At 72.3% G+C, this 19132-nt stretch carries 14 protein-coding genes; 9 read left to right on the plus strand and 5 right to left on the minus strand.

The window, feature by feature from the left end; all coding sequences use genetic code 11:
• The 7 genes from BMY88_RS23935 to BMY88_RS19440 form a co-directional block, all read left to right on the plus strand.
• Window positions 1–531, plus strand: a 531-nt coding sequence (locus BMY88_RS23935; RefSeq protein ID WP_170861198.1) for a hypothetical protein, incomplete at its 5' end; no start/stop codon positions are given.
• Window positions 532–667: 136 nt separating this feature from the next.
• Window positions 668–1543 (plus strand): class I SAM-dependent methyltransferase, encoded by an 876-nt coding sequence (locus BMY88_RS19415; RefSeq protein WP_091947607.1) that lies wholly within the window; start codon window positions 668–670, stop codon window positions 1541–1543.
• A gap of 164 nt (window positions 1544–1707) precedes the next feature.
• Window positions 1708–3234: a hypothetical protein gene (locus BMY88_RS19420; protein WP_091947610.1), complete on the plus strand. Its 1527-nt coding sequence runs from the start codon at window positions 1708–1710 to the stop codon at window positions 3232–3234.
• A 100-nt stretch (window positions 3235–3334) separates the two neighbouring features.
• Window positions 3335–4807 (plus strand): O-antigen ligase family protein, encoded by a 1473-nt coding sequence (locus tag BMY88_RS19425; RefSeq protein WP_091947614.1) that lies wholly within the window; start codon window positions 3335–3337, stop codon window positions 4805–4807.
• A 50-nt stretch (window positions 4808–4857) separates the two neighbouring features.
• Window positions 4858–5871, plus strand: a complete 1014-nt coding sequence (locus BMY88_RS19430; protein WP_211435733.1) for a glycosyltransferase family 4 protein — start codon at window positions 4858–4860, stop codon at window positions 5869–5871.
• Window positions 5868–8153 carry a glycosyltransferase gene (locus BMY88_RS19435; protein ID WP_091947617.1) on the plus strand — a complete coding sequence of 762 codons (2286 nt, stop codon included), beginning with the start codon at window positions 5868–5870 and terminating at the stop codon, window positions 8151–8153. Before BMY88_RS19430 ends, BMY88_RS19435 begins: the two co-directional genes overlap by 4 nt.
• The gene (locus BMY88_RS19440; protein ID WP_091947620.1) at window positions 8150–9343 is read left to right on the plus strand and encodes a glycosyltransferase family 4 protein; all 1194 of its coding nucleotides are present in this window, start codon (window positions 8150–8152) and stop codon (window positions 9341–9343) included. The genes BMY88_RS19435 and BMY88_RS19440 overlap by 4 nt, the downstream gene beginning before the upstream one ends.
• On the opposite strand, the gene BMY88_RS19445 is transcribed toward BMY88_RS19440, so the two are convergent.
• The 4 genes from BMY88_RS19445 to BMY88_RS19460 form a co-directional block, all read right to left on the minus strand.
• On the minus strand, window positions 9313–10827 hold the full coding sequence (locus BMY88_RS19445) for an oligosaccharide flippase family protein (protein WP_170861199.1): 1515 nt from the start codon (window positions 10825–10827) through the stop codon (window positions 9313–9315). The two genes, BMY88_RS19440 and BMY88_RS19445, sit on opposite strands and share 31 nt — an antisense overlap.
• A gap of 121 nt (window positions 10828–10948) precedes the next feature.
• Window positions 10949–12358, minus strand: a complete 1410-nt coding sequence (locus tag BMY88_RS19450; protein WP_211435734.1) for a polysaccharide pyruvyl transferase family protein — start codon at window positions 12356–12358, stop codon at window positions 10949–10951.
• Window positions 12351–13577: a phenylacetate--CoA ligase family protein gene (locus BMY88_RS19455; protein WP_211435735.1), complete on the minus strand. Its 1227-nt coding sequence runs from the start codon at window positions 13575–13577 to the stop codon at window positions 12351–12353. The genes BMY88_RS19450 and BMY88_RS19455 overlap by 8 nt, the downstream gene beginning before the upstream one ends.
• Before the next feature lie 205 nt (window positions 13578–13782).
• A complete protein-coding gene (locus tag BMY88_RS19460) occupies window positions 13783–14538 on the minus strand; it encodes a class I SAM-dependent methyltransferase (RefSeq protein WP_170861200.1) in 756 nt (251 codons plus the stop codon).
• A gap of 169 nt (window positions 14539–14707) precedes the next feature.
• Between BMY88_RS19460 and BMY88_RS19465 the strand changes: the two genes are divergently transcribed.
• Both BMY88_RS19465 and BMY88_RS19470 read left to right on the plus strand, forming a co-directional pair.
• Window positions 14708–16165: a glycoside hydrolase family 140 protein gene (locus BMY88_RS19465; protein ID WP_211435736.1), complete on the plus strand. Its 1458-nt coding sequence runs from the start codon at window positions 14708–14710 to the stop codon at window positions 16163–16165.
• A 199-nt stretch (window positions 16166–16364) separates the two neighbouring features.
• A complete protein-coding gene (locus BMY88_RS19470) occupies window positions 16365–18455 on the plus strand; it encodes a heparinase II/III family protein (RefSeq protein ID WP_091947828.1) in 2091 nt (696 codons plus the stop codon).
• On the opposite strand, the gene BMY88_RS19475 is transcribed toward BMY88_RS19470, so the two are convergent.
• Entirely contained in the window at window positions 18443–19126 is a 684-nt protein-coding gene (locus BMY88_RS19475; RefSeq protein ID WP_091947636.1) for an SAM-dependent methyltransferase, read from the minus strand. The two genes, BMY88_RS19470 and BMY88_RS19475, sit on opposite strands and share 13 nt — an antisense overlap.
• Between the last annotated feature and the right edge of the window lie 6 nt (window positions 19127–19132).

The raw sequence follows: 19132 nt of genomic DNA on the forward strand, positions 1-19132 counted from the left end.
CGGTGCGTGCTGGAGACGATGGTGGCCGAGAACCCGCACATGGCCGGGTTCTTCGCCGACGACCTGGGGTCGCGGTCGTGGTTCCCGGGTATCGACTGGTCGAGCTTCCCGGACAAGGCGGGGTATCGGGCGGGTGCGGTCGCGTTGACCCAGACCCTGCGGTCGGTGGCCGACGCACACGGGCTGGTCGTCATCGTGAACGGCACCTGGGGCGCCAGCGAGGGCGGGGGGTGGCCCGATCCCGCGAAGTCCGGGAACGCCTTGGCCGACGGCGGCTTCGTCGAGAACCATGACGGGCAGATCGGCTACTTCGGGCCCTACGGCTGCTCGTCGCAGTGGGCAGCGCAGTCCCCGGTCACCCGCGGCCGAGCGATCAACTTCGCGGTCACCGACACCGCAGCGGGGCTGACGGAGTACGTGGACTCCGCCTGCTATGCCTACGTGAACCGCCATTCCGCCGACCGCGCCCAGGGTGCGCCGCCGTGGGGCGAATTCCACCCGATAGGCCTGCCATCCCGGGTCGCCTACTGAGCTGCGCGCAGCGGACCGGTTCCGAGGGCCACCCGTCCATGCGCTGGGGCACCGCGGTCCGGCGTGGCGCCCCCTACCTCCGGCTCATCCCCGGTCCTAGTCTGCGCCGCATCCGACTTCTCGGACGGAGGTCGCAGTGACGACGTGGACCCAGGACCCGCGCTCGTGGCCACCCGCTGCGGACCGCGCGCGCCACCACTGGATGGTCGAGCACCGCCTGCGCCAGGAGCTGCTGGCGAGCAACGCCGCCGAGCGGGAGCGGGTCACGAGGGAGGTCTACAACGAGCTCTTCCGCGAGGTGCCCTGGCACGACGCGAACGTCGCAGACGCCGGTACCACCGAGGCCTACGAGGAGCACTGGCTCCGCCTCTACGGGCCCCTCACGCGCCCGACCGACGTCCTGCTCGACATCGGGTGCGGGAGAGGCAGCCTCGTCCGCCACTTCGCCCGGGTGGTCGCCGAAGCCGTCGGTCTCGACGCCTCCGACGCGATGGTGGCGATCGCGGAGCAGTCGCAGCCGGGGAACGTCCGTTTCGTCGTCGGGAACCTGCTCAACCCCCCGTTGCCCCCGTGCTCCGTGGACTTCGTGGTGAGTCGCCAGCTGATGGAGCACCTCCACCCGGACGACGTCCCCGGGCACCTGCGCGCCGTCCACGAGATCCTGCGGCCGGGGGGCAGGTTTCTCATCGAGACCCCGAGCCGCATCACCGGTCCCTGGGACATCTCCCGGGGGTTCACCGATGTGGCCTCGGGCTTCCACCTCCGCGAGTACACCAACTCGGAGATGGGCGCGATGCTGCGCTCCGCGGGCTTCCGTCGAGTGCGCGGCCCGGCAGTCCCGGCACGAGTCCTCGCTCTGCTCGGCCGTCGGATCCGCCGCCGTGCCTACGTCCCGGTCCAGGTCAAGGGAGTCCTCGAGCGGGCGCTCCGGATGGCGCCCCCGAACCTGCGCCCACGACTGGCGGGGCCCCTGCTGGTCCGGGACGTCACCCTGGTCGCGGAACGCTGTTGACCGGCGCGGGAGCGGTTCCTGCCGCAGAGCGCGACGACGAGACGCCTGAACGAGCCGGACAGAACCTATGGTGACGGCGGTCGCAGGCTCCACAGCGGCCGGCGAGGACGGTCGTCGTCCAGCAGTCGGGGGATCGCAGGTACCCAACCGGCGAGGGAGCGGCAGTGACAGCACACGGGGCGCACAGCGCGACGGACGCGCTCGAGCTGGGCGGGGCCGGCGGCCTCGCCGCTCTGCTGGTGCGGCTGCGTCGCTACTGGCTCCTCGTCCTCGCCGTGACCGTGCTGGCCGTCCTCGGCGGTCTGGCCGCGACGGCGCAGGCCCCGACGACGTACGTGGGCCGTACCTCGATGATCGTCTCCTCCAACGACCGGTCGCCGGATCAGGATGCCGTGCTCGTCCAGGGCTACGTCGCGTACTTCAACGACACCGCCTACCAGCGGGCACTCACCCGCAGGGCAGGCGTGCCCGATGACGTCACGCTGGAGGCCCAGGCGGCCGCAGCGAGCCCGATCCTGATCGTCAGCGCGACCACGTCGGACCCGGAGACGGCCCAGGCGTACGCCATCCAGGTGGCCGAGGTGTTCCGGCAGGACATCAACCGCGTCCGCGCCGAGAGCCGGGCCGAGCAGCTGGTTGCGCTGCAGGACCAACTGGACACGGCGCTCAACAGCGGCGACCCGAACGCGGGGGTGATCGTCGTCGACCTGCAGGATCGGATCGAACAGGTCCAGTCCGACCAGGTCAACGTGCTGCAGGAACTCCAGGCCGAGGGCGGTGTGTCGGTCGAGGAGGCCTCGTTGATCCGCAACGTCCTGCCTGCCGCGGCGGGCGGACTGCTCCTGGGACTGCTGGGGGCTTTCGCCGCGGCGAAGCTGTCCCGGCGGCTGCATTCGGGGCGCGACGTCGTCGACAAGGTCGGCGTGTCCACGCTCGTCGAACTCCCGCGGTCCCGCGGCACAGCGGCCCGGACCCGGCAGGAGCGGAGGCTGGGGCAGCTGGCCAACATCGTGCGATCCCGGCTCCCCGGTCCGAGCGTGGTGGCCGTGGCGCAGCCCGATGCCGGCGGGGCGTCGTCGTTCGTCGCGCTGGAACTGGCTCGAGAGTGGGTGCGGCAGGGCCACCCCACCGTCCTGGTCGACGCGGACGTCGGCGGTGTCCTCGACGGCGCGGAGGCCGTCGTCACGCCGGGCCGGCCGGGCACCGTGCCGCGACTGTGGCTGGCCGGGCTGGCGCCGCAGGTCGACGAGGACGCGCCGATCCTGTCGGTCAGCAAGCTCACCGAGCTGCTCAGGCAGGAGGCCCTCGCGGGGCAGTACGTCGTCGTCGACGTCCCCGCGGTCGTCGAGTCGGCGGCCGGCCAGGCCCTCTGCCAGGCCGCCGACCAGACCGTCCTCGTGGTCGACAGCAGGATCACCCGGGTCTCCGCTGCCCGCGAGGCCGTCGTCGTCCTCCGTCAGATGGCGGCCTCGGTGATGGGGGCGGTCGTGGCCACGACGGGCAAGGCCGAGCGCCAGGCAGTCGCGGCCGAGCGAGAGCGATCGCGTTCCGTGCCGGCAGACCCGGAGGTCCCCGGGGCGCGGTCCGGCGACGTCGGTGCTCGGGTGACCGACGCGGACGGTCTCGCTCGGTCCCCTGTCGAGGCCACGCCGGCGGGCGGTCGTCCGGGTGCGCCGACGGATCAGCAGTGACCCCGGCCGCCCCGAGCGGGCCTCGTCCGCGATGACGGGACCCACGCCGGCGTCCGGCCTGCGGCCGAGGCTTCGAGCCGGGTGGCCCGAGGCCGCGGTCGTGGTGGGCGTGCTGGGGGGCTCGGCGGCTGTCGTCCTCGCGCTGGTGGTGGTCGCTCCCGCACGATCGGGGTGGATCCTCCTCCTCGGAGCAGCCGGGATCGTGGCCGTGGCGCTCGGGCTGCGCAGCCCCGTGCTCGCCTGCGTGTACCTCCTCGTCGCGACCTTCTTCCGGCTCGCCGTCCCCGGCGGCACCTTGCCGGTGGATCCCTTCGTCCTCGCCTTCGCAGGCGTGCTCGCGTCCACCTGGCTGTGGACCCGCCCCTGGCGAAGGGGCCTGTCCGACGTGCGGCTGGACCCCATCACGTGCGCGATCGGGCTCTACGTCGGCTGGAACGTCCTGTCCGCCGTCGTGCCGCACGCCTACCCGGCAGGCCCTGTGGACCAGCCCGGGACCTACTCCCTGACCCGCTTCCTGATCATCGGCATCGTCATGCCGTTCGTCATGTTCCTGATCGGGCGCCGGCTGTTCGTCGACGCGCGGGCCATCCGGGTCCTGCTGTGGACCGTCCTGGCCGCCGCCGGGTACTCGGCACTGGTGAGCGTCCTGCAGTTCAGGGCGCCGGAGTTCGTGTGGCCGCGCTACATCGCCGAGGACCCCAACTGGGCCGATCGGGCGGTGGGCGTGTTCAACCAGCCGGTGGTCAACGGGCTGGTCCTCGTCATCGGTTTCGTGGTCGCGATGCTCATCGCCTCCCACGACACGGAGGGGGCCGGACCGCGCGTGCTCGCCGGCGCGATCGCCGTGCTGATCGTCTACGGGGTGTACCTCACGCACACCCGCGTGGTGTGGCTCTCCTTCGGGTTGGTCGTCCTCCTCGGAGTCCTCCTGGCGAAAGGGTTCCGCACGGGATTCGTCCTCGTCGCGGTGGTCACCGCCGCAGCCGTGCTCCGGAACTGGTCCACCTTCATCAGTGCCGACCGCACCGCCGGAGGTGTTCGCTCGCCGGAGGAGATCCAGGACCGGCTGAACAACGTGGCGACGTCGTTCTCGGCCTTCACCGACGAGCCGATCGTCGGGGCGGGCATCGGCCGGTTCATCGCCGTCAACACCTACCACCACCAGGCGTGGTCAGCGGAGACGCCCTGGCAACGGGGATTCGGCATCTCCTCGCACCTGGACAGCCTCGGCATCCTGGTGGAGCTCGGCCTCGTGGGTCTCGTGCTCTGGCTGCTGGTCTCTGCCCTGCTGTACAGCCGGCTCGTCCGCGTGGTGCGCCGGCTGCCGGTCGGCGGCATGTACGACCGCGCGCTGGGTCTGACGGCCCTGCTGTGCCTGCTCGCCCAGACGATCACCGGACTGACGGTGGACCTCCGCTTCTTCGACTTCCCGAACATCGCCGTGATGCTCCTCGCGGGGGCGGCGATCGGGTGGCAGCGGGCGCGGGCGGAGGCGGATCTCGCGCGGGGGGCGGCCGACGAGGGCCCCGCCCCCGCGCCGTCGCCCCAGGTGCCGGAGGCGGTCCGGTCGTGAGCCGGCGACGTGCGGTGTGGGTCTCGACCAGCACGGGGACCCTCGGCGGCGTGGCCACCTATGTCCGGACCATGCAGCGGACACCGCTGTGGGGCGAGTGGGACATCCGGCACGTCGCGACCCACCGCGACGGCTCTGTCGCGACGCGCGTGATCGTCTTCCTCGGCGGAGCGACGGCGTTCGTGCGCGAGCTGCTGCTCCACCGGCCTGCGGTGGTCCACCTGCACACGGCCTCGTACGGCAGCTTCGCCCGCAAGTCGCTGCTGGCCTGGGCTGCTCGTGGTGCGCGCGTCCCCGTCGTCCTGCACGTCCACGGTGGCGCGTTCCGGGACTTCTATCGCGCCGCGCCGTGGCTCGTCCGGCGCTATGTCCGCGCGACGCTGCAGATGGCGGACGCCGTCGTCGCCCTGGGGGAGACGTGGCAGCGGATGCTCCAGGAGATCTCGCCGGGCGCTCGGGTCGTGGTGATCCCGAATGCGGTACGACCCGGCGCACCGGTGGAGCAGCCGGGCCCGGGAGAGACGGTGCGCGTGCTCTTCCTGGGGTCGATCCACGAGGCCAAGGGCGCGTTCCTCCTCCTCGACGCGTGGCGCAGGCTCGGGGACGCGCGCCGAGGACCTCCTGCCGACCTGGTGATGGCCGGCAACGGAGCAGTCGACGAGGCTCGAGCGAAGGTGGCCGACCTCGGCCTCGCCGATCAGGTCCGGGTCACGGGCTGGGTGCCGCAGCGCCAGGTCGAGACCCTGCTGCGGGGCTCCCATGTGCTCGTGCTGCCGTCCTTCGCCGAGGGGCAGCCCATGGCGCTGCTCGAGGCGATGGCCCAGGGCCTGTGCGTCGTCGCCAGTTCGGTGGGCGGCATCCCGGATCTCATCGACGGCGAGTGCGGGGTCCTCGTCCCACCGGGGGACGGCGACGCCCTCGTCGCGGCGCTGTGCACGGTGCTCGCCGACCCGGAGCTGCGGTCCCGGCTGGGGGGGCGGGCCCTGGACCGGGTGCGCGAGCGGTTCGACGTCGATCGGGTGTGGCGTGCGATCGACGGGTTGTACGAGGACGTCACCGCATGACCTCGCCGCGGCGGCTGCGGGTCGCCTTCGTCGTCCCTGACCTCGGCCTCGGCGGGGCGGAGCGGCATGTGACGACGTTGGTGCGCCGGCTCGACCGGCAGCGGTTCGAGCCATCGGTGGTCTGCCTCGGGCGGGAGGGGGAGCTCTTCGCCTCCCTCGTGGAGAGCTCGGTGCCGGCCGTCGCCCTCCACCGGACCAAGCGGCAGGCCGCCCGGTGCCTCGTCGACCTGGTGCGGGCCCTGCGGAGGACCGCGCCGGACGTCGTGGTTCTCCGCGGCTACAACGCCGAGCTGCTCGGCCGGGTGGCCGCCGTCCTCGCGCGCATCCCGCGCTCGGTCGTCTGGGTCCACAACTGCGGCGACCTGGGACCCCGGGGCCTGGTGAGACGAGTGGCGGACACCGTCCTCGACCCGGTTACGGACGCCTACTTCGGCGTCGCGCACGCGCAGGTCCCCTATCTGGTCGAAGAGGTGGGTGTGCCGCGCCGGAAGGTGCGGGTCATCCACAACGGAGTGGACCCCGCGGCCTTCGACGGCCGGACCGGCGCCGCCGCCCGGAGCTCGCTGGGGCTGCGCGGGGACGACCTCGTGGTCGGCATCGTGGCCGCGCTGCGGCCGGAGAAGGACCACGAGACGTTCCTGCGCGCAGCGGCGCTCGTCGCTGCGGCCCAGCCCAGGGCTCGGTTCCTGGTCGTCGGTGACGGTCCCCGGCGACCGGTGCTCGAGGACCTGGCCGCCCGACTGGGCATCTCCCGTCGAGTGGACTTCACGGGCGCCCGGCGCGACGTCGGCTCCCTGCTGGCGACGATGGACGTGTTCGTGCTCTGTTCGTACACGATCGAGTGCTTCCCGATGGCGCTCCTCGAGGCGATGGCCTCGTCGCGTCCCGCGGTGTGCACCGCAGTCGGAGGTGTTCCGGAGATGGTGGACGACGGGGTCACGGGGTACCTGGTGCCGCCGCGGGATCCGGAAGCGCTGGCGGACAGGCTGATCTCGCTGCTGCGGGACGAGGGGGCGCGGCAGGCGTTCGGAACCGCCGCGCGTGTCCGCGTGGCACGGGAGTTCACCCTCGAGCGCAGTGTCCAGGAGGCGGAACGCCGGCTCCTGGAGATCGCGCAGCCCCCGCGAGGAGGCGCAGCGCGCAGGCCGCTCCGGTTGGCCCTGGTCCTGGACGAGACCTCCGTCGGGGGCGTCGAGATGCTCATGCTCGACGTCTTCCGATCCTTCGACCCTGCCACGGTGCAACCGGTCCTCATCAGTCTCCGCGCCCCCGGCCCCCTCGCCGACGAGTACCGGGCTGCGGGCGTTCCGGTCGACGTCATGGGCCGGACGGGGAAGTTCGACCTGCGGACCCTGCCCCGGCTGGTCGCGACCCTGCGCCGGCGGGACGTCGACGCGGTCCTCGTCACGCACCACCACCGGGCCGCCCTCGCCCTCGGCCGCCTGGCGGCCCGGCTGGCCGGGGTGCGGGTGACCATGGTGGCGGCCCACGACATGGACCTCACCGGCGTCGGGGGCCGGGTCCTCCCGAGATGGGCCGTCACCACGCTCCGCGAGACGGACGCGCTCGTCCTGTTGGCTCCCAGCCAGGGCGAGTACCTGCACCGGGAGGAGCGGGTCGGTCGTCGCCCCTGGAGTCGTACGCGGGAGGTCGTGATCCCGAACGGGGTCAGGGTGGGCCCGCTGCCGGACGAGGTGACGAAGAGGGCGGCGAGACATCGACTCGGCCTTCCCGACGAAGCCTTCGTGATCGGCATCGTCGCCCGGCTGAGCGCACAGAAGGCGCACCACGTGCTGTTCGAGGCCTTCGTCATCGTGCGGCGGACGTACCCGACCGCGCGACTCGTCGTCGTGGGCGGCGGTGCCCGTGACCAGGAGCTCCGAGAGCTGGCGACGGCCCTCGGGATCGCCGACGGCGTGCGCTTCACCGGCGTCCTGAGCGACGTCTCCGCGGTGCTGCCGGCCTTCGACGTGACCTGCCTGTCCTCGGTCCACGAGGGGGTCCCCATGGCGGTCATCGAGTCGCTGGCCTCCGGCGTCCCCGTGGTCGCGACGGACTGTGGGGCGATGCGCGACATGGTGGTGGACGGCGAGCAGGGCTTCCTCGTGCCCGTGAAGGACGCCGAGGCACTGGCCGATCGACTGCTCACCCTCGCCGGGAACCCGGGGCTGCGGGAGCGGATGGGGGCCCGCGGGCGCGAACACGTGCTGGAACACCACCGGATCGAGCAGACGGCGCGCGGCTACGAGGAGTTGCTGATGGACCTTGTGGATGCCCGATGAGCCGGCACGTGCTCATCCTCGTGGAGAACCTGCCCGTCCCCTTCGACCGCCGTGTCTGGCAGGAGAGCCGCGCACTGGTGGAGGCCGGCTACGCGGTCACCGTCGTCTGCCCGATGGGGACCCACGCTCAGGAGAGCGACGTGACACTGGAGGGCGTCCACGTCCTCCGGTATCCCCTGGATCCCGCGCAGGGCGGCGTCCTCGGCTTCGTACGCGAGTACGCCGTCGCGATGTTCCACACGAGCAGGCTGGCGCTGCGGGTCGCCCGGGCGCGCAAGGTCGACGTCGTGCAGGCCTGCAACCCGCCCGATCTCCTCTTCCTCGTCGCTCTGCTCCTGCGGCCGAGGGGCGCCCGATTCGTCTTCGACCACCACGATCTCGTCCCGGAGCTGTTCCTCTCCCGGTTCGCCGGGGGCGGCCGGGCGCTGTACTGGGTGACCAGGCTGCTCGAACGGCTCACCTTCGCCTGCGCGGACGGCGTGATCGCCACGAACGAGAGCTACCGCGCAGTGGCCACCGGCCGTGGCGGTGTGGACCCGAGCCGGGTGACGGTGGTCCGGAGCGGGCCGGATCTGTCGAGGTTCGTGCAGTTCCCGCCGGACCCTCGGTTGCGCCGGGGAAAGCGATTCCTCGCGGCCTACCTCGGCGTCATGGGTCCCCAGGACGGTGTGGACTACGCGCTGCGTGCGCTGTACGCGCTGAAGAACGACCTGGGCCGCACGGACCTGCACTGCGTCTTCATGGGTGCCGGTGACGTGCAGCAGCAGATGATCGCGCTCAGCAGGGACCTCGGGCTCGACGACATGGTGGAGTTCACCGGCCGCGTCCCCGACGAGTTCGTGCAGCGCTGCTTGTCGACCGCCGACGTGTGCCTGTCGCCGGATCCGAAGAACCCGCTCAACGACGTCTCGACCATGAACAAGGTGCTCGAGTACATGGCGATGAGCTGTCCGATCGTGTCCTTCGACCTGGCGGAGGCGCGGGTATCCGCGGGTGGGGCAGCGGTCTACGCCACCCCCAACGACGTCACCGACTTCGCGGCGCGGATCGATGAGTTGCTTCGCGACGAGGAGGTGCGCCGCGAGATGGGCCGGCGCGGGCGGGAGCGCATCGAGCGCGAGCTGTCGTGGAACAGATCCCGCGAGGCGCTGATCGGCTTCTACGACGCGTTGTTCGAGCTGGACAGGTGATCGCGGGACCGCACCGGCTCCGGCTCGGAAGGAGCTCCTCGGCCAGGGATCCGCCGCCGCACGGCGGCCGCCAGCGCGGTCAGGTCCCGGAACGTGGCCGGGGCGAGGAAGCGGAGACCCACGCCGTACAGGGCCAGGAAGACGACACACACCGCTGCGATGGATGCCAGAGCCCAGGGACCGCCGTCGCCGGCGCGCAGGGCGAATCGAGCCGGCACGGCGACGAGCACGTAACCGAGCAGCGCGGCGACCATCGCCGGCACGGCGGCGCGGGATGTCTGACGCCACGTGACCCCCACGACCGGAGCCGCTGTCCCGGTCACGACGACGCCGAGGACGAGCGCGGTCAGCGAGATGGACAGGCCCACGCCGACCAGCCCGAGGGGACCGATGAGGGCCAGCAGCAGCACGACGCTCAGGAGCGTCTCCGCGACGGTGAAACGGTTGAGCAACCGCGTCCGGCCGGCGCCCTTGATCGCTTCCTCTCCGACGATCATCATCGACTTGCCGAGCCCGAGGCCGGCCATCGCGACGAGGGCTTCGCCGGCGCCGCGCCACTCCTCCCCGAGGACGACGACCACGAGGGGTATCCCGACGGCGACGATGAGCGCTGTCATCGCGGCGGCGACGGCCACCGACAGGCGGAGCGCCTGGAGGTAGGCGGCCTGGAACCGCCCGCGCTCACGGGCGAGTCGCGTGAACGCGGGGAAGAGCGAGACCGACCCCGTCTCCACCAGCACCATCACCGGGATGCGGCCGATCCGCTCGGCATACCGCAGCAGGCCGAGGTCCCCGGCTCCCAGCACCTTTCCCGTGACCACCGCCTCGACCGACTTCTGCGCCCGGTCACCGATCATCCCGAGCACGAGGGGAAAGCCGAACCGAGCCAGCTGCCGCCAGATCGGGAACGAGGGGCGGCCCCGTCGCGGGCGCCAGTCGCAGATCCACCAGAGGGTGAGCACCCACACGACCGAGGAGGCGTAGCTGCCGACGACCATGCTCCAGACGCCGAGGCCCAGGGCCGCCGCGGTGACGGAGACGGCCGCGAACGTCGCGGATACCGCAGGTCCCACGATGAGGCGCCGTCGCACGCTGAACTCCCGCTGCAGCAGCGCCTCCGGGACGTTGGTGAGCGCGTAGAGCAGGAGTCCGCCGGACATGGCGGCGGCGACCAGGCCCGCTGTGCGGCTGTCGAAGACGTGGCCGACCAGCGGTGCCGCTGCCAGGGCGAGCACGGACATGGCGGCGCCCGTCCCCAGGGTGGCCCAGAACACCGTGGCGGCCGCGTCATCGAGGTCGCCGTCGCGGTGGATGAGCCCGGAGCGGAGGCCCCCCTCCACGAAGTTCGTGACGAAAGTGGTCAGTACCCCGCCCGCCACGAACAGGCCGACCTCTGCCGGGGACAGCAGCCGGGCCAGGGCGACGGTCTGACCCAGGGCGATCAGCTCGCTGAAGAGCAGCGCCACGACCGATGCCCCGGCCACCCTGCCGATGCGGGATCGCAGCGAGTCGCCTCCCGGCCGACCCGTCGGATCGTCCGCCTCTGGCTCGGACCCCTCGCCACCGCGAGGCGCTCCGGTCGCTGCGGGGCGTTCCGGCCCGGGCTCAGACAAGGTCGCAGATCCGTCGGAAGGCCGCCCGGCTGAGCTCGATCTGCTCGACTGCGCTGGCCACGAGGGTCGGCCCCACCGACGGTGCACGCGACCACGCGCGGGTGATCGCCAGCCGGAGCCGTTCGGGCAGGTCGTCGTCGCCCAAGCGGACCAGGTCGATGCCGTCGCCGAACATGTCGGCCAGGCCGAGGAACTTGTCGTCGTAGTACGCCGACGACGTCAGCGCCACCACGGGGATCCCCTGCGAGAGGGCGAAGACGCCGGCGTGGTAGGCCCCGGTGACCATGACCCGGCAGGTTCCCACCCGCCGGGCGACGTCCTGGGGGCGGGCGAAGCGACCGAGGGGGCGGCGAGCGTGCTCGTAGCCCTCGACCAGCGGCAGCGTCGACCGGCGATCCTCCGACCGGAACTCGCTGATGATGACCGGCGTCAGATCGACGTCCAGTTCGCGCGCGGCGGCCCGCAGTCCGGTGCCCACCGCGCGCCGTGCGCCCACGCTCACCGGCGAGTAGCCCGCCACCCGCAGGCAGACACCGAGGTCGCGTCCCAGTTCGTCCGGGCGCTGGGAGTAGGCCAACTCGATCGCGTCGTCGCCGGTGACCAGTACCCGCGACGACGGAACACCGATCCGGCGGAGCAGTGCCGGCCCGTTCCTGCGCTCGCGCAGGGCGATCAGGTCGACCTCCGGGAGCACCCCGGAGGCCCGGGACAGCAGCCTCGGATCCTCGAGCGGGCCGATGCCCTGCCCCAGCATGGCGGCGGGCACGCCGTGGTGGCGCGCATGACCCAGCAGGGCGAGGACCCGGGCGGCCTGGTGAGGGTCTGCGTCCGTGACGTATCCGCCGCCCAGGGCGAGGACCAGGGACGACGCCGCGACAGCCCTGCGCGTGTTCGGCGCGAGCTCCTGGGGGGGAACCGGCGTCGTCGATGCCGCTCCGTCGTCGGGCCACGGGTCCGAGCCGCTGGAGCCTGGTCGCAGCCGGGCCGTCAGCGGCCGCAACCGCTGCTCGCCCCGTCGCCGTGCAGCGCGTGCCATCCGTCGGAGGCGCACACCTGCAGCGAGCCGGAGGAGGTCGTAGGGGCCGACGACACGCGGTCCCAACAGCTCGGCCGATCGGGCCGGCCGGCCGGCGGGCCGCCACGCGGACGTGGCCCAGGGCTCGATCGCATCCACCCCGGGGAAGTAGGCGCGCAGCAGGGCGGGCGTTTCGGTGAGCACGCCGATGCGACCGCGAGGCCACCGGTTCCGCAACCGTCGGATGGTCACGTCCAGCATGGCCAGGTCGCCCATGTTCCGCAGCCAGTACTCGCTGCTGTCGATGAGGATCCGAGGCGCGCCCTCCGGCGGCAGCTCCGGCGCGGCGGGCATGGTCGGGCCGGACGCTCCCCTGTGCTCAGTCATCGGGAGTCCGCACGGCAGCTCTGAGCTTTCCGCTGGGTTCGCGGGGGATGTGGTCGAGGATCTGGAAGGTGACGGTCTGGCCGGGGCCGAAGTAGGTGTCGACGTTCTTCCGTGCCTGTTCCTGGACCGCGGTGAGGTCGGTGGTGTCGGTGGGGACGAGGCGGAATTCGAAGCGTCCGGGGGCGAGTTGGGCGATCTGCACCTCGCGCAGGCCGATCAAGTTCTTGATCACGGTGTGCGGCAGCGGGAGCGGTCGCCCGTCGGTGGCCGTGAAGGTGTCCTCGACGCGGCCGTCGATGTGGCCGAGCAGCGGGAACGTGCGCCCGCAGGGGCAGGGGTCGGCGGGGGCGGGGCCGACCTCGTCTCCGGTGCGGTAGCGAAACAGTGGGAACCCCCAGTTGTGCAGCGGGGTTCCGACGATCTCCCAGGTGTCGGTGCGGCCGGGCACCGGGAGCAACTCGGTGATGCCGTAGTCGGGGAACTGGTGGTAGCCGCCGGCCTCGCAGCTGCCGGCCATCGACACCCGCTCGGTCTGCCCGTAGTGGTCCACCACCGGGCCTCCGAAGACCGCGCGCATGAGCGCGGTCTGCCGGGTCGTCATCACTTCCGAGGAGGTGATGACCGCGGTGACCGGCAGTTCCTGCCCGGCGTCGCGCAGCAGGCCGGCCAGCAGGGTGATGCTGGAGGGCCAGCCCTCGACCACCTGGGGGTCGAACTCCCGGATCTCCTCCAGCAGGTCGGGCAGCCGGCCCGGGTCGAGGCGGTAGCTGGAGACCACCAGCTGCCGGGCCCCGGGCACCTGCCGGGTCAGCGCCCCGGTGCGGTGGGGATCGGGGTCGTGGCTGCGCAGCAGCAGGCTGCGTGGCCGGTGCGGTATCCCGAACCAGCCCCACTGGCGCTGCAGCGCGGCGAGCTCGAACGCCGACGAGCCGGGGGTCCGGTAGACGGTGACCACCCGTCCGGACGTGCCACTGGAGTGCGCCGACCACATCAGCCGGCGCGGATAGGCCCGGAACCGATCCGGCTCGTGCATCAGGTGGTGGCGCTCCAGCAGCGGCAGCCGCGGCAGGTCGGCCAGCGTCCGGATCGAGGCAGGGTCCATCCCGGACGATGCGAACCATTCCTGGTAGAACGGCGAACGTCGCGCCGCCCACCACAGCAGTGCCCGCAGCCGGCGCTCCTGGTAGGCGGTGATCTCCTCCGCCGACGCCCGCTGCATCCGCCGCAGCGTCCAGCGCATCCCACCCCGCAGAGGAAACGCATGCCGCAGCCGGTGCTGCACGCTCAGATGCCTCCCCGGTGGCGCCACCGGCGCAGTCTGGCACGAACCGAGCCCGGGTTGAGCCGGATGAGGACGACTCCCGGGAGATCACCCGGGAGGTCCCCGGGTGAGCGGGCCGGGGCGGTTCCGAGGCATCCGCGAGCTAGCGGCGGCGGGCCTCGATGGCGAGGTCACGACCCAGGAGCATCCGCTCGAGGGTCCACCGCCACGGGCGCTCGAGCCCCACCCGCGTGCAGCCGCCCCGGACGATCCGGCTGTTGAGCACCCGGAGGACACCCCGGTCGCCGGCGGGCTGCAGGGATCGGACGCGGAGACCGGAGAACCCGGCGGCGGCCAGCATGCCCCGCAGTTCCTTCAGCTCGGGCCACTTGCGGAGCATCCCCTCGGCCGTGGGCTTGAGCTGGGTCCACCGGCGCCACACGTAGGGGTTCTGGCTCATCAGCAGGAACACCCCGCCCGGGCGGAGCAGGTCCGCAGCGCGCCGGACGTACGCCGGCTGGTCGGCCACGTGGGCGATCACCTCGGAGCTGACGACCAGGTCGAACGGTCCGGTGAGCGCGGCGTCCGAGAAGTCCCCCGCGACGAAGTGGACGAGCGGGAACTCCTGCTTCGCGTGCTCCACCGCCGCCGGGGCCAGATCGATCCCCCTGACCTCCCCGAGATCGGTGAGCGAGGCGCCCAGCCAGCCCGTGCCGCAGCCGAGGTCGAGGATGCGCAGCGGGCGGTTCCCCTCCGTCGACGCCGCGAGGCGCGTCGCGGCCCGGCGCACCCGGTGCAGCTGGCGCAGCTGGAGCGGGCTCCGGTCGGAGTAGGCACGGAGTGCGAGGTTCCACTCACCCCAGAAGCGCCTCTGCTCCTCCAGGGACGGCCCGCTCCGCTCCGCAGCCGCGTCGGTCATCGCCGCACCGTAGGGCCGGGCCCGCAGCGGTCTCCATGACCTCGAGGGGGCTCCGGAACCCCGGAGGACCCTGGTCGGAGCGGCAGGGCCGTCGTAGTCTCCCGTCGGGGCGGAGCGCGTACGTGCTCCTCCTCCCGAACCGAGCAGGACGACACCGTCGAGGCCGGCCGTGCGGCGACACCCCTCCCGCCTGGTGGCGTGGTGCCTCGTCGTCGTGACGGTGTGCGTCGGGACCGCCATGGGGGTCTGGGCCCAGCGGCGGGACGTTCCCGCCGGCCAGGCGCTGCGCATCCCGGGGGCCAGCACTTACCTCGCGGCGCCGTGGCCCGCGGCCATCCCCGGAGCAGGTGCGGGCGGACGCCCGTTCCTGGCATCGGTCGCTCCCGATGGTCGGTACTTCCTCGACCAGTACGGGCAGCCCTTCCTCGTCAGGGGCGATGCGCCCTGGTCGTTGATGACCGATCTCTCCCCTCCGCAGGCCGAGCTCTACCTGTCCACGCGGGAACAGCAGGGCTTCAACGCGGTGGTGGTCTCGCTCCTGGGATCCCTCGGTAACGGTGGCCCTCACGACGACGGGCGAACCCACGACGGCGTGGCGCCCTTCGACGGCGGGGACGTGCTCCGGTGGAACGAGCCGTACTGGGAGCGGATGACGTCCTACCTCCGGATGGCGGCCGACCACGGCATCACGGTCTTCCTCTACGTCGTGGACGGCTGGACGATCGGGCGCTCGTTCGTGCCCCGGTCCATCGACCAGTGCACGGGGTTCGGCCGCCGCGTCGGGGAGCGGTTCGCCGACCTGCCGAACATCGTCTGGGTGACCGGCGGTGACTACGCCCCGGCGACCGACGACCTCGCGGCGGGCAGTGACGTCGACCGGTGCTGGGACGCCGTGATGCGCGGGATACGTGAGACCGGGGACGGCCGGCCCTTCTCCATCCAGCTGGACTTCGACGAGTCGATCTCCAGTGACAACCCGTTCTGGGCTCCGCGGCTGGACTGGGAATTCGTCTACACCTATCACCCGACCTACACAGCGGTACTCGAGGCCTACGGCCGCAGTCCGGCGAGGCCGGTCGTGCTCGGCGAGGCCAACTACGAACGGGAGAACAATCAGCCCGAGTCCGCGCCCACCACGGACGAGACCCTGCGCAGGCAGGTGCTGTGGAGTCTCACCTCCGGGGCCGCCGGAGAGGTGATGGGCAGCCACGACTGGGACTTCCCCGGCGGGTGGGAGACACGTCTCGCGACCCCCGCCGTCGAGCAGGTCGGCCGGCTTCGTGAGCTGTTCGCCGCCTTGCGCTGGTGGGAGTTGGTGCCCGACCGTGCCGATGACCTGGTGACCGCGGGGCGCGGCCTGCCGCTCGAGGCCGGCACGGCCGTGGACGTGCTCGACGACGACTACGTCACCGCGGCGAGAACCCCCGACGGCGCTCAGGCCGTCGTCTACCTCCCCTCCGCGCGCACCATCTCGGTCGACACCGCCGTCCTGGCGGAGGGTGTCCACGTTGCCTGGGTCGACCCCGCGTCCGGGCAGCGGACGCCGGTCCCCGTATCGAGCATCTTCACCACCCCGGGCAGGAACGACGGCGGAGACGAGGACTGGGTCCTGCTCTTCACCGCCTGACCGGGGGCCGATCCAGCACGACCCGATCGGCCTCGTGGGAGGACGCTGCGTGATTGGCTGCGGTGGCCCGGGCCCTTGCCGCCCGCGCCGAAGTCGCGACGACCGCAGCTGGCATGGCGGACGGAACAGGGGTCCGATGGAACGACGGCCGACGGCACGCCGGGAGCGCCTGTCGTGGTACGTCCGCCGCCTGCGCTCCATGAGCGTGAGCGAGGTGTGCTGGCGCGCCGGCCACGTGGTCGAGCCGGTCATCACGCGTCGCTCCCTCGATGGTGCTCCGGAGGCCCGGCTGCTCATTCCCTCGATGACCTGGGAGCGGGCACTGCGGGACTTCCGCGACGGCGTCGGCCGCCCGGTGCTGCTGGACCGATCCCGTGCGCGGCAGATAGCCGCCCGTCATCCGGACCAGGTGGCGGCACTGCTCCGGATGGCGGAGCAGGCCCGAGCGGGCGTCGTGGCCTACTTCGGCTACCCCGAGGTCAGGCTCGGCGTGCCGATCGACTGGAACCACGATCCTCTTCGCGACTTCCACTGGCCGTCGGTGGACGCCGCCCGCATCGATCACCGATCGGCTGCGGCGGATCCCAAGTGGATCTGGGAGCTCAACCGGCTGCAGCACCTCCCGCTGCTCGCCGAGGCGTGGCTGTTCACGGGGGACGACCGGTACGCCGATTCGGCCTTCGTGCACCTGGACTCCTGGCTCGACCAGAACCCCGTCGGCCGCGGCATCGCCTGGCGCGGCGCGTTCGAGGCCGGGGTGCGGGCGGTGTCGGTGGCCGCGGCCCTCCAGGGTCTGCGCGACCACCCGCTGCTCACCCCGGCCCGATTCGAGCGCGTCGTCCGGATGCTGGCGGCGAGCGCCGAGCGGTGCTGGCGGCATCGCTCCCGGTTCAGCTCCGCGAACAACCACCTGGTGGGTGAGCTCGCCGGCCTCGCCACGGTCGCCCTCCTGTTCCCGGAACTGGCGCCGTCGTCCGGTTGGGCACGGCGAGCGATCAGCGGGCTGGTGGCGGAGGCCTCCCGGCAGATCCTCCCCGACGGCAGCGGAGCCGAGCAGGCCGTGGGCTACCAGGTCTTCACGGCCGACCTGCTGCTGCTCGTGGCCGCCCTCCTCCGGGCGCGAGGGGACGAACCGCCGGCGTCGCTGCTCGCCGCGGTCGACCGCAGTGCCGACTACCTCGCGGCCGTGGTCGGCGACGCGGACCCGGCTCCGCGGTACGGGGACGACGACGAGGGCTTCGCCCTCCGACTCGGCCCCGAGCCGCGGCCGACGGTCCGCGACCACCTCGGCGCGGTCGCCGCCCTGACGGGCAACCCGCGGGCCCGTCGGGCGGGCACCGAGACCCTGGCCGCCCGGTGGTTCGACGCGATCCCCGCACGATCGACGGCACCGGCACCTGCGGTGACGAGCGGGCCCAGCTTCGTAGCGCCGGACGGGGGGCTGGTGGTCCTCCGGTCAGCCGGCCGGAGGATCACGATGGACGTAGGCCCGCTGGGCTACCTCGCCATCGCCGCCCACGGGCACGCGGATGCCCTGGCGGTGACCCTCAGTCTGGAGGGGCACGACGTCATCGGGCACCCGGGCGCGGCGAGCTACTACGGGCACCCGGAATGGCGCTCGGTCCATCGCAGCACGCGAGCGCATCCGACGGTGACCGTGGACGGCCAGAGCCAGTCGGTGCCCGGCGGCCCCTTCCTCTGGACCCGGCACGCACGGGTCCGCGTGCGGTCGCTCGACGTCGACGGGGGGATGGTCGACGCGGAGCACGACGGGTATCTGCGGCTCGCGGCTCCGGTGACGCACCGACGGTGGCTGTTCGCTCCGCCGGCGGACCCTGCGGTCCTCGTCGTCGACGAGATCAGCGGGTCCGGTCTGCACGAGATGCGCACCTCGTGGCCGTTGCACCCGGAGCTCGACGCCGCCGGGATCCCCGAGGGGCATCTGGTCACGAGAGGCGGAACCGGCGTGATCCGGATACTCACCGCTGCGGTGCACGGCGTGACCCTCGCCCAGGCCAGGGGGGACGAGGCGACCCACCTCGGGTGGTGGTCGGACCGCCTGGAGCGCCGGGTGCCGTCCTGGGTCGTCGGGGGGACGACGCGGGGTGCGGCGCCGTTGATCATGGCGACGCTGATCCAGCGTCAGGAACGGGGGGCGGACCCCGCTGCCGACCTGGCGGTCTCCGTGGCAGGCGACCTCATCGCCGTCGCGTGGAGTTCAGGAGGACGCCGTCGCGAGAGGGTCATCGATCGGTCGCGTCAGTCCGGCCGTCGCGTTCAGGATTCCTGAACGGGGACGCCGTTCTCCAGGACGATCGCCTCGTACCCGCCATGGGTGAAGGTCCGCGTCTGCGTCAGCCCCAGGCCGGCGGAGAAGGCTTCGCGGAAACGTGGATCGAAGTAGATGACCCAGATGTGCCGCGGTCGGCGCTCGAGCGACTCACGGATGCGCTCGACGACGATCTCCAGCACCTCGCGGGCGAACGGGTTGAAGAAGTAGAAGACGTTCTCGTCGTCCCTCAACTCGTAGGTCGTGGCGTCCGCGCACACCGGTTCGATCTGTGCGGAGCGCGGACTCCCGAGACGCCGGACGTTCTCCGTCGCGATGCCGTGCAGTTCAGGCGCGTACTCGATACCGACGATCCGCCTGAACTCGAATTCCGTCGCCAGCATCAACATCTTGCCCTTGCCGGAGCCGTAGTCGACGAACACGCTGCCCGGCGGGAAGCGGAGAGTGCGGAGGAGCTTCCGGAAGGCTCGCCCCCGGGTCGGGATGTAGGCATGGGCCGATGCCTGGTGGGGGCTGTCCACCCGCAGGTCGGGCTGCTGCAGGCGGCTCATCGTGTCGGTGCCATGGGTCCGGTCGAACCACCAGTCGCCCACGATGCTGGCGGTGCTCTGCAGGGAGCGACGGACGCCGCGACGATGGAGGCTGTCGAGACTGCGCGTGACGATGTTCACCGCGCG

The organism is Trujillonella endophytica, assembly GCF_900110555.1.
Lineage (GTDB): Bacteria > Actinomycetota > Actinomycetes > Mycobacteriales > Geodermatophilaceae > Trujillonella > Trujillonella endophytica.

Bases quoted from the DNA above. Each gene is read 5' to 3' on its own strand.
- BMY88_RS19470 (WP_091947828.1), top strand. From the start codon at position 16,365: ATGAGCGTGAGCGAGGTGTGCTGGCGCGCCGGCCACGTGGTCGAGCCG.
- BMY88_RS19450 (WP_211435734.1), bottom strand. From the start codon at position 12,358: ATGACTGAGCACAGGGGAGCGTCCGGCCCGACCATGCCCGCCGCGCCG.
- BMY88_RS19455 (WP_211435735.1), bottom strand. From the start codon at position 13,577: ATGCAGCGGGCGTCGGCGGAGGAGATCACCGCCTACCAGGAGCGCCGG.
- BMY88_RS19435 (WP_091947617.1), top strand. From the start codon at position 5,868: ATGACCTCGCCGCGGCGGCTGCGGGTCGCCTTCGTCGTCCCTGACCTC.
- BMY88_RS19460 (WP_170861200.1), bottom strand. From the start codon at position 14,538: ATGACCGACGCGGCTGCGGAGCGGAGCGGGCCGTCCCTGGAGGAGCAG.
- BMY88_RS19440 (WP_091947620.1), top strand. From the start codon at position 8,150: ATGAGCCGGCACGTGCTCATCCTCGTGGAGAACCTGCCCGTCCCCTTC.